14 protein-coding genes are annotated in these 15,093 nt (G+C 41.6%); 5 read left to right on the top strand and 9 right to left on the bottom strand.

Annotation, left to right across the window (positions count from 1 at the left end; translation table 11 throughout):
• The first annotated feature begins 46 nt into the window (after positions 1–46).
• The 5 genes from AC3IRX_RS07480 to AC3IRX_RS07460 all read left to right on the top strand — a co-directional run bounded on the left by AC3IRX_RS07480 (position 47) and on the right by AC3IRX_RS07460 (position 4,755).
• Positions 47–559 carry a DUF6973 domain-containing protein gene (locus AC3IRX_RS07480; RefSeq protein ID WP_489209375.1) on the top strand — a complete coding sequence of 171 codons (513 nt, stop codon included), beginning with the start codon at positions 47–49 and terminating at the stop codon, positions 557–559.
• A gap of 38 nt (positions 560–597) precedes the next feature.
• Positions 598–1,107, top strand: coding sequence for a DinB family protein (locus AC3IRX_RS07475; protein ID WP_489209374.1), 510 nt, complete (start codon positions 598–600; stop codon positions 1,105–1,107).
• A gap of 45 nt (positions 1,108–1,152) precedes the next feature.
• Positions 1,153–2,865: a M14 family metallopeptidase gene (locus AC3IRX_RS07470; protein WP_489209372.1), complete on the top strand. Its 1,713-nt coding sequence runs from the start codon at positions 1,153–1,155 to the stop codon at positions 2,863–2,865.
• Between the two features lie 79 nt (positions 2,866–2,944).
• Positions 2,945–4,348, top strand: coding sequence for a nucleoside recognition domain-containing protein (locus tag AC3IRX_RS07465; RefSeq protein ID WP_489209370.1), 1,404 nt, complete (start codon positions 2,945–2,947; stop codon positions 4,346–4,348).
• Between the two features lie 5 nt (positions 4,349–4,353).
• Positions 4,354–4,755 carry a hypothetical protein gene (locus AC3IRX_RS07460; protein ID WP_489209369.1) on the top strand — a complete coding sequence of 134 codons (402 nt, stop codon included), beginning with the start codon at positions 4,354–4,356 and terminating at the stop codon, positions 4,753–4,755.
• Positions 4,756–4,790: 35 nt separating this feature from the next.
• Here the strand turns inward: AC3IRX_RS07460 and AC3IRX_RS07455 are convergent, their stop codons facing one another.
• From AC3IRX_RS07455 to murD, 9 genes are all read right to left on the bottom strand, one after another.
• Positions 4,791–5,201, bottom strand: a complete 411-nt coding sequence (locus AC3IRX_RS07455) for a BrxA/BrxB family bacilliredoxin (RefSeq protein WP_489209367.1) — start codon at positions 5,199–5,201, stop codon at positions 4,791–4,793.
• A gap of 215 nt (positions 5,202–5,416) precedes the next feature.
• Entirely contained in the window at positions 5,417–5,863 is a 447-nt protein-coding gene (locus tag AC3IRX_RS07450) for a GatB/YqeY domain-containing protein (RefSeq protein WP_489209366.1), read from the bottom strand.
• Between the two features lie 49 nt (positions 5,864–5,912).
• Positions 5,913–7,751: a cell division protein FtsZ gene (ftsZ, locus tag AC3IRX_RS07445; protein WP_489209364.1), complete on the bottom strand. Its 1,839-nt coding sequence runs from the start codon at positions 7,749–7,751 to the stop codon at positions 5,913–5,915.
• 15 nt (positions 7,752–7,766) lie between these two features.
• A complete protein-coding gene (ftsA, locus tag AC3IRX_RS07440; RefSeq protein ID WP_489209362.1) occupies positions 7,767–9,143 on the bottom strand; it encodes a cell division protein FtsA in 1,377 nt (458 codons plus the stop codon).
• Between the two features lie 30 nt (positions 9,144–9,173).
• Positions 9,174–10,019 (bottom strand): cell division protein FtsQ/DivIB, encoded by an 846-nt coding sequence (locus AC3IRX_RS07435; RefSeq protein ID WP_489209360.1) that lies wholly within the window; start codon positions 10,017–10,019, stop codon positions 9,174–9,176.
• A gap of 18 nt (positions 10,020–10,037) precedes the next feature.
• The gene (gene murC / locus AC3IRX_RS07430) at positions 10,038–11,405 is read right to left on the bottom strand and encodes a UDP-N-acetylmuramate--L-alanine ligase (RefSeq protein WP_489209359.1); all 1,368 of its coding nucleotides are present in this window, start codon (positions 11,403–11,405) and stop codon (positions 10,038–10,040) included.
• A 2-nt stretch (positions 11,406–11,407) separates the two neighbouring features.
• Positions 11,408–12,502, bottom strand: coding sequence for an undecaprenyldiphospho-muramoylpentapeptide beta-N-acetylglucosaminyltransferase (gene murG, locus AC3IRX_RS07425; RefSeq protein ID WP_489209357.1), 1,095 nt, complete (start codon positions 12,500–12,502; stop codon positions 11,408–11,410).
• 13 nt (positions 12,503–12,515) lie between these two features.
• Positions 12,516–13,751 (bottom strand): FtsW/RodA/SpoVE family cell cycle protein, encoded by a 1,236-nt coding sequence (locus AC3IRX_RS07420; protein ID WP_489209355.1) that lies wholly within the window; start codon positions 13,749–13,751, stop codon positions 12,516–12,518.
• 3 nt (positions 13,752–13,754) lie between these two features.
• The gene (murD, locus tag AC3IRX_RS07415; RefSeq protein ID WP_489209353.1) at positions 13,755–15,092 is read right to left on the bottom strand and encodes a UDP-N-acetylmuramoyl-L-alanine--D-glutamate ligase; all 1,338 of its coding nucleotides are present in this window, start codon (positions 15,090–15,092) and stop codon (positions 13,755–13,757) included.
• Between the last annotated feature and the right edge of the window lies 1 nt (position 15,093).

The following is a 15,093-nucleotide window of genomic DNA, read 5'->3' as shown; positions in this document are numbered from 1 at the left end:
AACCAACTAATACGAAAATCTCACCTTCACAGGTGAGATTTATTTTATGAGAAGTGCGATTACCATTTTATTCGGTGCGATAAAAAGTCTCTCCCTAAAGAAGTTAGTCCGCATGCTTAGCCTTGCACTTCGCTATCCTCATTATTCCCTATTAGGATTCTATGCGACGCTACGTACGTATGCGATCACAAAACGACTCTTCCCGAAAACCAATTCAACCAGTGGTGTAGGCAATGCATTCCGACATGCCCTATGGACATGCCTTATTGCCATGTACTGCTCTAAGATTTCCTCTAGTAAAAAGGCACTAACGTATGCCAAGGTCTTTACAGACATGCATGAGGAGCTTTTCCCCAACAAACCCCTTGAAACTAAAATGGATCTTCATAACAACCATGTGGGACTCCACTTGTTTGAACAAATGCTTCCGGGAATTCATCGACAATTTTTTGAAACTGGATTTTTCGTTGAAAAATTGCTTGAAAAAACAAAATCGGCGCAAGTTCTTACCTCGCTAACGCAAGAAACTACGGACGAACTGGTGTACCTTGCTGAATAATTTTTACCTTTACTTCACTTTAATTTTAGCAGTATACCATGTACAACCTTAAAACGGGCCTTCTTCGTGAGTTTTCGCACGAGGCCAATAGCACCAAAGATCTTTTTAATGCGCTGCCAGAAAGCGCCTTAGAACATCGCGCACAACCTCAACTTTGGTCTCTGCGGGACCTTGCTTCTCATATAATTAGCATCTACAGTTGGTACGAAGGTGTTTTCAACTCGAACTCCATTGACATTTCTCAAATAGAAAAACCCGTTGGGGCCAACGCTACCATTGAAGAATTACGCGTGGCACTTGATACTCAAATCGCAAAAGCGAACTTAGCCATTGAGAATTGGGATGAACAGACCTATCTTCAACCTTGGAAATTGGTCCACGGTGAAACCGTGTTAATTCCGGAGTCCCCAAAAATTGGAACGATTCGGGGCATGCTCTATAGTCATCTTTATCACCATAGAGGCGAGATGGTTGCTCATTTGCGCACCCTTGGACATCCCGTTCCAGGACTTTACGGACCCACGTACGAACAAACCGTTTCAAATTAAATTTACTCAACGAGCATTTACTCAACTAAATCGGCTACCTTTTTTATGAAATTTTCAATCTTTCTTTGCGTCCTGAGTACTTGTTGTGTGGCGCAAACCCAGCTAACTCCCTTCGAAAAAGGCAATGGCAATCAGTCACCTACTTATGAAGAAATGCGTAATTTCTACCAAAAACTGGATAAAAACCACTCCACCATACTTCAAAAAGAATACGGGAAAACAGACAGTGGCTATCCTCTAGAAGTTCTGTTCTTCAGCAAAGACCGAAACTTCAATCCAAAAAAATCAATGAAAAAAGCAATCCTTTTGGTAAACAATGGGATTCACCCGGGAGAACCGGACGGCATTGATGCTTCGATGATGCTACTTCGTGATCTCGCAGAAGGCAGAATTGAAGCACCAAAAAATGTATTGTTAGCTTTTGTGGCCTCCTATAATATTGGAGGAATGTTAAATCGGGGATCCTATTCGAGAGCAAACCAAAACGGTCCTGAAGAGTACGGATTTAGAGGGAATGCTCGCAACTTTGATTTAAACCGTGACTTCATTAAAGCCGACAGTAAAAACGCACGAAGTTTCCAGGAAATTTACCAAGAATTAAATCCAGATGTATTCATTGACAATCACGTTTCTAACGGAGCGGATTACCAATACACCCTGACCTATATTGCTACAAATAAAGAGCGTCTTGGGAACGTTCTAGGCTCCTATTATCATCAAGAGATGAACCGTGAGATCGCAAATCAGCTTCGATCCAAAGGAATTGATCCCATACCTTATGTAAATGTATGGAATGGAACGCCTGAGCAGGGGTATGAACAATTTATGGATACGCCTCGCTACGCGACGGGCTATACAACGCTCTTCAATACCATTGGCACAGTACCTGAAACCCACATGCTAAAACCTTACGCAGATCGCGTAAAAGTAACCTATGAAAATATGCGTTCCTATATCGATTATACGGAAAAGCATTACAAAACGATCAAAGAAAAAAGACTTCAGAACTTAAAGCAATACACGCCAGGATCCACTTATACGATTGGATGGGAAATCGATCCCACGAAAGTGGAATCCATTGATTTCAAAGGATATGAAGCTCGCAAAATCAAAAGTGAAGTTTCGGGAATGCCTAGACTTTTTTATGACCGAACAAAACCTTTCACGAAAAACATCAAATTCTATACTACCTATCGGTCTACAAAGGACATTCAAATTCCAAGGTATTATCTAGTTCCAAAATCTCAGTGGAATGTTATTGAGCACTTGGAGCGCAACAATATACAAATGACTGCCTTAGACAAAGACAGTACGTTTGTGGCCCAGCTTTACGAAATAAGTGATTATCAAACCTCCAAAAACCCGTATGAGGGTCATTACAACCACTACAATACCCAAACGAAAGCGAGCACAAAACAAATTCGTTTTCAAAAAGGCGATTTCTTGATCTCAACGCAGCAGCCGGGCGTAAAGTATCTACTTGAGACCTTGGAGCCCGAAGCGGTGGATAGCTTTTTTAACTGGAATTTCTTTGATGGAATCTTAATGCGTAAAGAGCATTTTTCGGATTATGTATTTGAAGATACGGCAGCGCAACTTCTAAAAGAAGACAAAGCCTTAAAAACCGCATTTGAATTGGAAAAACAAATCAACCCCGAGATGAGAAAAAGCGCAGCCATGCAACTCAACTGGGTTTATGAGCACTCGCCTTATTTTGAAGCGGCTTACCGCCACTATCCAATTGCTAGGATCTTGTAAAAATATATAGCGAGTCTCTACTGAGCTTTCCACGGAACTTATTGGGAATGCATTTTTAAAACAACCAAATCTAAACTAAATGGTTTTAAGTAAAATCTGGTCCGCCTTCATTATCGTTGCCATCCTTGTGGCTAGCGTTAAATACCTTTTTTCACCCAATTACAAAGCGATTTACAATGATATGGTGGTGGGCCAAGGCGGAGACACGGTACAAATCTCGAGTATGCCCTTGCAGCAGCTTAGTCCAGAGATTCAAAATCAATTGTCCTCTAGCGATACTTTTGAAAAGGATCATATTGGGTACAAAGTCAACAGCCAATCCCAAGAAGTACAAGTGTACCGTATTCAAGAGACAGACGGTGTCATTGGCACTTCGGAGACGGCCGTCACCATTTGTATTGGACTCATTGGAATTATGACTCTTTTCATGGGATTCATGAGTATTGCGGAGAAAGCAGGAGGAATTAATCTGCTTTCCCGATTAATACAGCCTTTCTTCTCGAAGCTATTTCCTGAAATCCCCAAAAACCACCCTTCCTTCGGTCATATGATGTTAAATTTCAGTGCAAACCTTCTCGGACTAGACAATGCAGCGACCCCCTTTGGACTTAAAGCGATGGAAAGTTTACAGACCTTAAATCCTTCCAAAGAAAAAGCAAGCAATGCGCAAATCATGTTTTTATGTTTGCACGCGAGTGGGCTCACGCTTATTCCTGTGTCCATCATTGCGATTCGTGCTTCCATGGGATCTGCGACCCCTACGGATATATTTCTTCCTTGTCTAATTGCCACCTTTGCAGCCACTTTGGCAGCTATGACCATCGTTTCCATCAAACAAAAAATAAACATGTTCCAACCCATTATCTTAATGTACGTGGGGGGAATTTCGGCCTTAATTGCTCTACTGGTGGTATACTTGGTCCAACTGAACAAGGATGAATTAGGCACCTTTAGTGCCGTCTTAAGCAACGGTTTAATTCTCTTTATTTTCTTTGCCATCGTCCTGGGCGGACTTTACAAAAAAATCGACATCTTCGATGCGTTTATTGAAGGTGCAAAAGACGGATTCTGGACCTGTGTTAAGATTATCCCTTACCTCGTAGGGATGTTAATTGCCATCTCTTTACTTCGAACTTCGGGTGTCTTTGAAATTATCATTGATGGAATGAAATGGGTCGCAAACTACGCTTCCTTAGACACGCGCTTTATTGACGGACTTCCTACGGCGCTCATCAAGCCTCTTTCGGGATCAGGAGCTCGTGGAATGATGGTAGACACTATGGCGACTTTTGGCCCAGATAGTTTTGCTTCCCGACTTGCAGGCGTCTTACAGGGCAGTTCAGACACCACATTTTACGTAATTGCGGTTTATTATGGTGCGGTCGGAATCCGAAACGTACGCTATACAGTAGGAGCAATGCTTCTTGCCGACGTAGTTGGAATCCTTACGGCAATTTCTCTTGCTTATTTATTCTTTGGTTAAAAATTATGATACACGATAAAGATTACATACTACGAATGGTTCAGCAGCTAAGCGAAGCGCTCGCTAGGCTGCTTTTAGGAAACAACGAAGGAGTTCCACAAGAAGAAGAACTAGCACTGGACACCCAAATTCGAAATGTCTTTAAATGCTCAAAAAAGGAGCTAGGTGAAAAGACTTTCGAAGAGATCATGGCAGAAATACAAACCAAACCGGAATCGCATCAGATTGGATATTACGAAGTGATGGGTCACTTCTTCTTTCTTCAAAATAGAATAGAGCCAAAACAGGAGTGGGCACAGAATGCAAAAGCATTTTACCAAATCTGGCTTGAAAAAAGCAAAATATTTTCCCTCGTCGTGATGCAAAGACTCGGCGAATTAGATCAAAACAAAACCGGCGAGATTTAATCTTGCCGGCTCCGGTTTAAAAGGTATTTAATCTCCTAGCAGTACTCTTCGTAGGCTGCTTGAAGATTTGCAGCGATTGCTCCTGCAGGGTTTCCTTCAATGTGGTGTCTCTCTAACATGTGCACAAGCTCACCGTCTTTGAAAAGGGCAACACTTGGAGAACTTGGTGGGAATGGCGCAAAATGTCTTCTTGCTTCTGACACGGCGTCGTTATCAAATCCCGCAAACACAGTCACTAATTGATCTGGTTTCTTCTCTCCTGTAAGGGAGTCTACAACCCCTGGTCTTGCTGCTCCTGCAGCACAACCACATACGGAATTCACCATTACAAGCGTGGTTCCTTCTTTCTTAAGGGCCTCAGTTACTTGCTCTGCTGTTGTAAGGTCCTCAAAACCTCTATCAGTAAGTTCAGCCTTCATTGGCATTACTAATTCTTCTGGATACATATCGATATTATTTATAGTTAAAAATTCTATTCAAAGTTAAAGAATATTATTTAGTTCTTGTTACTCTAAAAGTCATCAAAACTATTCCAATTCTGCAAACTGGACAAATTGTCCAAACTAAAAAAGCCTCGAACCAAAGGTTCGAGACTTCAAATCAAATCGATATGCAAAGGTTGAATATCCTACTTAAGGGTACGCCTTTCAGCGTACCGCTACTACGAAAGTAACTTTTTGGCCATCTGGGAAATACTTTTCCCGTCGGATCGCCCTGCTAGGTCTGTAGAGGCTTTGCCCATTACTTTCCCTAGGTCTTTTATAGATTCCGCCCCTACTTCCGCGATAATAGCGCGGATGGCCACTTCTAAATCTTCTTCAGAAAGTTGCTCCGGTAGAAAGGCTTCAATCACTTTCATTTGCGCTTCTTCTACTTCAGCCAAATCTTGACGGTTTTGAGCTGTGAATTGCTCAAACGAATCTTTACGTTGCTTGATCATTCGCTGAAGAATTGCAATTTCCTGCTCACTACTCACCTCCGCTCCTTTTGCTTCGGTTTTCAAAAGCATGATTTGTGATTTCACTGCGCGCAAAGAATCGAGCGCAACTTTATCTTTATCTTTCATTGCGGCTTTAATCGCCTCGTTAATGACAAGTTCTAAACTCATTGTTTTTGGTTTTGGTTAAAATTCATAGAAGGTAAAAACAACCCACCTTTTAATCCACGTCTTTATTTAAAAAACGGTTTTCCTTTAGCTGCGTCTTTCCTTCATTTTCGGAGAGAAACGTACTGATTGTTTGATCCGAAGCATTTTGCTCACCGATGGAAATGTTCTTTCTTCTAAAGGCTGGGATCGTTTCGAAATCATCGTTCTCAGTAATGTTTTGGTAACGAGAATTGAATTCTTTAAGTTTATTCCTTCTTTCGTTCACCTTTTCCATATTGGTTGGCTTCGCTATAAAAGTAAACTCTTCACTTGAACTCGTTTCTATTTTTTTCTCCTCGAGCTCTTTCGCAGGCTGCGCCTTCTTTTGCTCAGGTTCTACTTCTCGTTTTTCTTCAGGCTGTACTTTGGATTCAACTTGAAAAGCAATCTCCTCTTTTTCCTCTATCTCAGGTTCAAATTCGAAGGATTTCTTTTCCGCTTGAACAGGCGCTTTCTTTTCAATCGGTTCTTCAACCTCAAAACTGAAAGATTCCGGTTCAAGATCATTCTCCATTCCACTATAACTGAAAAGATCTAATTCTCTTTGCTCCGATTCTTCTGACTCATCCCCAAATTGAAATCCTTCGGATTCGTAAGGATCTTCTGAAAAGGTGTCAATCTGAACCTCTGTATCCATTTTAGAGATAGGAGCTGAACTTTGAGGTCTCTTACCTGGAGTTACTGCGCGAAATTGAATGCCTGGATCCTCCTCCTCATCGTCTAATCGAAAAAGATTCTTTTTTGTCGGTTCCGAAACCGAGTCTCTTTCTGCCTTCGTTTTAAACGGAGATTCCTTTGAAATCATTTCTCTTCGAGGATCGTCCAAAGCAATTTTAATGGTTTCTGTAGGTCCATCGTACTTTCTATTGTCCTTCGCAAATCCCGTCGCGATGACAAGAACACTCACAGAATCACCTAATTCTTCATCCGTTCCAACTCCAAAGATAATATCGGCTGTATGGCCTGCTTCCTTTTGAATGTGATCCATAATTACTCCGATTTCATCCATGGTCACTTCTTGCGCTCCACTTCGAATCAGTAGCAATACGTTTTTCGCTCCTGTAATTTTATTGTCATTAAGCAAAGGAGAATCGAGGGCGATCTTCACCGCTTCTTCTGCCTTGTTGTCCCCTTGAGCTCTACCCGTTGACATTAAGGCTGTGCCTGAATTTTGCAGGACTGATCTCGCATCTCTAAAGTCAATGTTTACATCAAAGTATCCCGTGATAACTTCCGCCATTCCTTTTGCTGCGTTGGTTAGAACCTCATCAGCCTTAGCGAACCCTTGTTTGAAGCCTAAATCTCCAAATTGCTGTCTTAACTTATCGTTGTTGATCACAATAAGTGAATCCACGTTATTTCTCAGTTTGTCTAGCCCGATTTCCGCTTGTTCTAGACGACGCTTTCCTTCAAAACTAAACGGAACGGTTACAATTCCAATGGTCAAAATGCCCATCTCTTTTGCAACTTTTGCAATTACAGGTGCGGCACCTGTACCGGTTCCACCACCCATTCCAGCGGTAATAAATACCATTTTAGTATTCTGACCTAAAGAAGCTTTAATTTCGTCTATGCTTTCAATTGCAGATTTCTCTCCTACTTCTGGATCTGCACCTGCGCCAAGTCCTTCTGTCGTTGAAATCCCTAATTGAACTTTGTTCGCAACGGGATTGTTGTCTAAGGTTTGAGAATCCGTGTTGCATATCACAAAATCGACTCCATGAATACCCGTTTCGTACATGTGCTTTAAGGCATTGTTTCCGCCCCCTCCGACACCAATTACCTTTATGATAGAAGAATTTCCTTTCGGTAAATCAAATGAAAATCCTTGTGTGCTTAAATTTTCCATATCTGTTGTTTTTTTTTATTCTACTTCTTCAAAAAATTTCTTTACGCTTTCCATGATCTTTTGTCCTAGCGTAAGTCCTCGGCGCTTACTTTGCACCGAATCATTTGATTGCTCTAGTTCCAATGGATCCAAAGAATCATCTCCTTCAAGGGACTCACTCTCTGGGTGCATTTCGATTGTATCCATCTGCTGATCAGAGTCTAATTCCTTTCCTGTAAAATTCTTTTTGTCTCTAATCTTCAAACTCTCCATAAGGAGTCCAATGGCTGTTGCATATTCCGGACCTTTCAAAAATTGATTCTTATCGTTTGATACATATTCGTTTGCGCACCCCAGACGAGAGTCAAACCCTGTCGTGTAATTGGTAAGCTGTCGAATGTGCTTTAAGTTGGATCCGCCACCTGTTAGAACAATTCCTGCAATTAGTTTTTTCTTCTGTTCAAATGCTCCGTAGGCCTTGAGTTCCGTATTCACCATTTCTAAAATTTCCTCTACGCGAGCATTGATCACTTGTGCGAGTGTCTTTAAAGAAATTTCTTTGTCCGCTCTACCGTGCAGTCCAGGAATTGTGACGAAAGTGGTATCCTTTTCCATTTCAGGAACGGCAGAACCAAACTTCACTTTCAGCTGCTCTGCATGCTTTTCAATAATTGAGCATCCTTCTTTAATATCGTCTGTAATGATTCCGCCTCCGTAAGGAATCACACAGGTATGACGAATAATATTGTCTTTGAAAATCGCAATGTCCGTGGTACCTCCTCCTATGTCCACAATGGCCACACCGGCTTCTTTTTCTTCTTTGGTCAGCACCGCTTCCGACGAAGCAAGTGGCTCCAGGGTTAAGGCTTCCATTTCAAGGCCCGCTTCTCGTACGCATCGGGCGATATTGCGAATACTACCCATTTGTCCTACGACCACGTGGAAATTAGCTTCTAATCGTTTTCCGTGCATTCCAATCGGTTCCTGAATTTCACCTTCAGAATCTACTTTATATTCTTGAGGTAAAACATGGATAATTTCTTCACCCGGTAGCATCACAAGCTTTTTCACTTGCTCTTTAAGAACCTCGATATCCTCCTCGGTGATGTATTGGTCGGGATGTTCTCGCATGATATAGTCCGAGTGTTGCAAAGAGCGAATGTGTTTGCCTGCAATGCCCACTGTGACTTTAGAAATGGCCACACCTGAACTTTTTTGCGCTTCTTCAATCGCTGTTTTAATTGAACTAATCGTTTGAGAAATGTTGTTCACAATTCCCTTATGCACTCCAAGACTTTTGGCCTTGCCTACCCCTAGTACCTCGATTTTCCCATGGGTATTTCGACGACCGACAATGGCCACGATTTTGGTGGTCCCAATGTCTAATCCTACTGAATACTCTTGATTTTCCATTTGTATGCTGATTTGATTTTGTTTCTTATTTTAATTCTTCCTTTGTGTCGTACGTAATGCTGCTTCGGCTAAAGCCTTCTTTCGAGCAATCTCTGGCGCTTTCTCAAACTCTTTCATCCTTGCTCTTAGAATGCTGTCGTTGGGCTTATAGTGTGGGTTCAAACTGGTGACAATCTGATTGTCGTACCGCACCGAAATCTTATTGTATTTCTCTTGGTCCTGGTATACTAAAAACTTTTCAACGAAAGACTTGAAGCCCTTTAGTTTGAGTTCTAAATTATCCAAATCACCAATTTCTACCTTGAAGTTGCCTTCACTGGTGAGGAGATAGTAGCTGTCCTTTTGCTTTTGAATTCCAATGAAATAATTCTTTGCAAAGGAATCTTGCTTTACTAGCTCAATCAGTTTCGCAATTTCTTTATACTCACCACGTTTTATATCACCTGAGACCAAAAGAACCGGGTGTGAATAAACCTTTGAAATTGGAAACTCCTCCCCTTTGGTGTCCACATAAAAATCTTGTCCCTGTCTTTGCATTCGAAATGCAGGTACTCGCTGCACGATGTCTATGTTTAGGTTCCCATTTAAATTCAAATACACATTGGCGCTATCCACGGACGGGAAAAAATTAACCTGTTTCTCCAGTTGTGGAATGTCAATTTCACCGACCACCCCTTTTGGATTTGCCGCTGTGATGAAGTCCTTTACATTCTTCTCATCGATAAAGTAAACTTTTGCAGTTCCTGGCGTTTCGATCAGATTCACAGACACCTTTTTCATGGGAGCCTCTCCAAATCGTTTCAAAGAAAAACTAAGCAGAAATCCAAAAAGGACGACTGTACAAAATATCTTCAAAATTCTCCACTTGTTCTTCATAACCGCTTCTCTATTCCTTTATGCTTCTGCCTGACTCTTTTCCATCCACTTGGTGATGGGATCAAACAAGCGATCAATGTTTCCAGCCCCTACAGTGACTAGAATATCAAATTCTTTGGTTTTTATTATTTCTAAGGCCTCTTCTAATGAACTTTGCTGTTTATCCAAATGCTGAATCTTTTCGAGTAGAGCCTTTGAGCTTACCCCTGGAAAATCTTCCGCTCTTTCCCTTGCCGGATAAATATCCAGTAGAAGCAAAGAATCACTATTCTCTAAGCTCTTTGCAAATTCCGATTCAAAATCTCGTGTTCTGCTATATAAATGAGGCTGAAACACCACAAGCAGCTTTTTATCAGGATAAAAAGTTCGGATCGAACTAAGCACCGCATTGAGCTCCGTCGGGTGATGCGCATAGTCGTCTATATAATGCTTTCCAGAAGCAAAATGAGTTAACGTATAGCGTCTTTTGATTCCTTTAAAGCTTTGAAGTCCTTTTTTCAAAACCTCAATATCCACTCCCATCTCAAACAAAAGCGCAATCGCGGCGGTTGCATTTTCTACATTGTGCGTTCCTGGGATGCTCCAAGAGAATTCCCAAGTTTGCTCCTTATGATGAAAATCAAAATGCATCAGACCCTCCTCGATTCTCAAATTATTTGAGTAAAAATCTGCCTCTTCGTTGACCGCATAGCGTAGGCAGCTACGATCTACCTCGACTCCTTTTCTTACAAACAACCGCTGATCGCTTGGAAGCAGTTTTGCAAATTCACAGAAACCTTGTTCCATGGCTTTGCGGTCTCCATAGATATCCAAATGATCGGCATCATTTGAAGTGATAATAGCCCAGTCCGGGGAGAGACTTAAAAAACTACGGTCAAATTCGTCAGCCTCAACCACGCTAATTTGATCCCCGTTATAATAAAAATTAGACTTAAAGTTTTCTGAGATTCCTCCAAGGAAACAAGAAAATGGCAAATTTGCCTCTTTGCATAAATGAGCCACTAGTGTGGACGTTGTCGTTTTTCCGTGGGTTCCTGCAATCGCTAACGATTCGGTAGCCTTTGTAATTAAACCGAGTGCTTTCGCACGCTTAATGACCTCAAACCCACTTTTCTCAAAATAGTCTAAGATTTGTAAAGACTTAATTGCGGGGGTATAAATGACAAGGGTCGATTCCTTATCTAGTGCACGAACCGCAGGGAAAATTTCATCCTCGAATGAGATTTCCATTCCCTCTTCGGCTAGTTTCTCAGTGAGCACCGTTGAGGTCTTGTCATAGCCTAGTACCCGAAGGTTTGAAGCCTGGAAATAGCGAGCCAAGGCACTCATTCCGATGCCTCCAATACCTACAAAATAGACGACGTTATATTTCTCAGTTAATTTCATTTCTATGCTCTATTTACCTTAGTCAAAATTGTATCTACAATATCTTTTGCGGCCGTTCTCTTTGCGAAAAACTCCAAATTCTTACTCATTTCTTCTCGTACCTGCTCCTTTTCACAGAGATCTAGCAAGGTGGGCCAAAACTTTTCCTTCATCTCACTGTCTTTTACCATGAGAGCTGCTTTCTTCTCTACCAGTCGTAGTGCATTTGCGGTTTGATGGTCTTCCGCCGCAAAAGGGAAGGGGATCAAAATCATCGGTTTCCCGACCACTGCAAGTTCAGAAATGGCAATGGCCCCTGCTCTAGAGACGATTACATCCGCTGCGGAATAGGCTAGTTCCATGCCTTTTATAAACTCGACCGCTTGCAAATTTCGACTTGTATAGGGACTGGTTTGCTTCTCAATGGTTTGAAATTCCGATTTACCGGTTTGCCAAATCAGTTGATAGTCCTTTTCTAGAAGCAAAGGCAGGTTTTCAAGCCAAGCTTGGTTGATCGTGTGCGAACCAAGGGAGCCTCCCACAGATAAAAGGGTAAGCTTGCTTGGATCTAACCCGAGCTTCTGTTTGGCTAGGCTTCTTTCTTCGAGTCCATTTAAAATACTCTCTCGAATCGGATTGCCCAAAAATCGAGTTTTCTCTTCGGGAAAGCCTTTCACATTTGGATAGGCCGTAAAAATAAGAGATGCACTTTTGCTAAGGATCTTATTGGTAACTCCTGCGTGCGCATTTTGCTCTTGAATAAAGGTGGGTACTCCGAGTCTTGTGGCGGCATAGAGCGCTGGTCCACTTGCAAACCCTCCCGTTCCTACGGCAAAATCAGGATTGAATTTTTTTACAATTGATTTTGCTTTTTCAATACTAGAATAGAGTTGGAATGGAAGTTTAAAATTGGAGAGTAAATTTCCCCGATTAAAGCCTACAATATCAAGTCCTTCAATGCGGTACCCAAGCTGTGGTACCTTTTCCATCTCCATTTTTCCATTGGCGCCAAGAAACAAAAATTCAGCCTGAGGAAAGCGTTTTTTGATTTCCTCCGCAATTGCGATTGCAGGAAAGATATGCCCTCCTGTTCCACCACCGCTTAATATGACTTTCATTTTCTTTTCCATTCTATGCAATGTCATTGATTTCTTCTACACTTTGTTTCTTTCCAATGCCTTCTTCATCATAAACCTGAATTCGGGCACTTACATTTAAGACTAGTCCTAACTGCAAATAGGTCACTAACATGGAGGTTCCTCCATAACTTATTAGGGGCAAAGGTTGCCCTGTTACAGGTATTAAATTAATAGCCACAGCTATATTGACACTCAATTGCACAAAGATCATAAGCCCTACGGCCAGCACTAATAAAGAGCCGAAAAAGGCAGGCATCTTACTGGCAATCATCACAATCCGGATGATCATGATGAGGTAGAGGACAATAAGCATGGTGGCTCCTATAAACCCATATTCTTCGACAATGATGGCGAATATAAAATCCGAGGCACTTTGAGGAAGCATTTGCTTGAGAGCACTTTTACCCGGACCCATTCCCGTCAGACCGCCATGCACGATAGCTGCTTTGGCTTGCATGACCTGGTAATTCTTGGTTTTCATCTCTTCGGAGTCCATATCGACATCCGTTTTTGATGAGGTGAACGTTTCAATTCTGCTCATCCAAGTGTGAACCCTATTCCCGCCCATTAAATTGGTGTTCAAGGCAACCAAAATAAAAAGCATTCCCAGAATCACAGACGAGGATATAAAGCCTGCAATGTATTTCCAATGCAATTGCCCAATCACGAGGACACCAATGGACACCATTAAGATCATTAAGGCCGTCGACCCATTATCTCTTGCCACAAGTAGAAAGACAAGTAGAATAGGGCCAAAAATATAGAGAACGTTCTCGTACCAACGACGGTCCCTGTGAATCTTCTTGGTCAAATAGCGACACAAGTAAATGATTAGCATTAAGTAAGCAATCGACGAGGGTTGAAACGAAAGTGAGGTTCCTGGGATCTTTAGCCACCTTGCGGCACTGGCTCCGTCAATGGTATTTCCACTTAAAATTGTAAAGACCAGAAGTATCACCATAATGCCGAGTAAAAAGGCACTTAACTTCCCTATATGCTCGTATTTGAAAAGCCCTACCGCTCTCATGAGCACAAGCCCTCCCACCACAAAGAGTACATGACGGGTCAAATGACTCGTCGTCGTCCCTGAGTTCACAATGTATTCCAAGTTTGAACTTGCAGAATACACCGGGAAAATCGAAAAGGCTGAAATCAAAATAATCACAATCCAAAGCACTTTATCGCCCTTTAGATATTCAAATTTGTTTTCGGTTTCTGGCTCGCGCATTTCTTACTTGTTATTTATTTTCAACGCTTCTTCTTTAAATTGATTGCCCCGATCTTGATAATTATCAAACAAATCGTAGCTCGCACAACAGGGCGAAAGCAAAACGGTATCTCCAGGTTCTGCAAGTGATTTGCAAATGGCCATCGCTTGTTTCATACTAGAGGTATCGTAGATGAACTCCATTTTATCTTTAAAAAAGTCAATGATCTTTTGGTTGTCTAATCCCATGCAGACCACTGCCTTTACTTTCTGCTTTACAAGCTTCTCAATCTCGGTATAGTCGTTCCCTTTATCTGTACCGCCTACAATCCAAATCGTAGGATTCTTCATGCTTTCTAATGCATAATAGGTAGCGTTCACATTGGTCGCTTTGGAGTCGTTGATATAGCGCACTCCTTTTTGAACGGTGACTTCCTCAAGTCTATGTTCTACGGCTTGAAAGCTCATAAGGGAATTGCGTATACTTTCGTTGCTTATATTAAGTACTTTCCCTGCAAGGGAAGCGGCAAGACTATTCGCTACATTGTGATTCCCCATAAGGGATAAATCCTCAATCTTAATCGAAAATTCGTCCTGGAATTTCACAACCATCTTGTCTCCTTGCGTATAAGCACCCTCGGAAAGAACTTCTTTCATTGAGAAAGGAAGCATTTTGGCTTTCACAGACAATTTCTCGAGTAGGTTAAGGCTCATTTCATCATCTCGATTGTAGATGAAAAAGTTGTCGTTCTGTTGGTTCTCTGCAATTCTAAATTTGGCTAGTGCATACTCCTCGTAATTGTAATTGTACTGATCCAAATGGTCTTTTGAGAGATTCAAAAGCAGAGATATAAAGGGTCTAAAGTTCTGTATATCATCCAACTGAAACGAACTCACTTCCAAAACATAGTAGTCATAATTTTGCTCTGCGACTTGACGCGCAAAACTACTTCCAATATTGCCTCCAAGTCCTACATTGAAACCATCATTTTTAAGAAGATGGTAAACTAGTGAGGTCGTGGTCGTCTTGCCGTTGCTTCCAGTGATCGCAATAATTTTCGCCTTTGTATACTCAGAAGCAAATTCGATTTCTGAAGACAGCCGAATTCCTTTTTGATTGATTTTGAAAACAATCTCTGCTTTTTTTGGGATCCCTGGACTTTTCACAATCCAGTCCGCATTTAAAATCTTTTCCTCCGTATGCTGTCCTTCCTCAAAATCGATCTGATTTTCGATCAAAAGTTTCTTATAGTTTTCACGTATCTCACCTTGGTCTGAAAGAAAAACTTCCAGCCCTTTCTTCTTGGCTAAATACGCAGCTCCAAAACCGCTTTCTCCTCCTCCTAAAACTACAACTCTCATC

Source organism: Epilithonimonas sp. KH_059 (assembly GCF_057838485.1).
The sequence above is the reverse complement of the archived record's forward strand: the minus strand, read 5'-3'. Positions and strand labels throughout refer to the sequence as shown.

Excerpts from the sequence above, each read along its gene's own strand:
- AC3IRX_RS07480 (WP_489209375.1), top strand. The coding sequence starts at position 47 with ATGAGAAGTGCGATTACCATTTTATTCGGTGCGATAAAAAGTCTCTCC.
- AC3IRX_RS07475 (WP_489209374.1), top strand. The coding sequence starts at position 598 with ATGTACAACCTTAAAACGGGCCTTCTTCGTGAGTTTTCGCACGAGGCC.
- AC3IRX_RS07470 (WP_489209372.1), top strand. The coding sequence starts at position 1,153 with ATGAAATTTTCAATCTTTCTTTGCGTCCTGAGTACTTGTTGTGTGGCG.
- AC3IRX_RS07465 (WP_489209370.1), top strand. The coding sequence starts at position 2,945 with ATGGTTTTAAGTAAAATCTGGTCCGCCTTCATTATCGTTGCCATCCTT.
- AC3IRX_RS07460 (WP_489209369.1), top strand. The coding sequence starts at position 4,354 with ATGATACACGATAAAGATTACATACTACGAATGGTTCAGCAGCTAAGC.
- AC3IRX_RS07455 (WP_489209367.1), bottom strand. The coding sequence starts at position 5,201 with ATGTATCCAGAAGAATTAGTAATGCCAATGAAGGCTGAACTTACTGAT.
- AC3IRX_RS07450 (WP_489209366.1), bottom strand. The coding sequence starts at position 5,863 with ATGAGTTTAGAACTTGTCATTAACGAGGCGATTAAAGCCGCAATGAAA.
- ftsZ (WP_489209364.1), bottom strand. The coding sequence starts at position 7,751 with ATGGAAAATTTAAGCACACAAGGATTTTCATTTGATTTACCGAAAGGA.
- ftsA (WP_489209362.1), bottom strand. The coding sequence starts at position 9,143 with ATGGAAAATCAAGAGTATTCAGTAGGATTAGACATTGGGACCACCAAA.
- AC3IRX_RS07435 (WP_489209360.1), bottom strand. The coding sequence starts at position 10,019 with ATGAAGAACAAGTGGAGAATTTTGAAGATATTTTGTACAGTCGTCCTT.
- murC (WP_489209359.1), bottom strand. The coding sequence starts at position 11,405 with ATGAAATTAACTGAGAAATATAACGTCGTCTATTTTGTAGGTATTGGA.
- murG (WP_489209357.1), bottom strand. The coding sequence starts at position 12,502 with ATGAAAGTCATATTAAGCGGTGGTGGAACAGGAGGGCATATCTTTCCT.
- AC3IRX_RS07420 (WP_489209355.1), bottom strand. The coding sequence starts at position 13,751 with ATGCGCGAGCCAGAAACCGAAAACAAATTTGAATATCTAAAGGGCGAT.
- murD (WP_489209353.1), bottom strand. The coding sequence starts at position 15,092 with ATGAGAGTTGTAGTTTTAGGAGGAGGAGAAAGCGGTTTTGGAGCTGCG.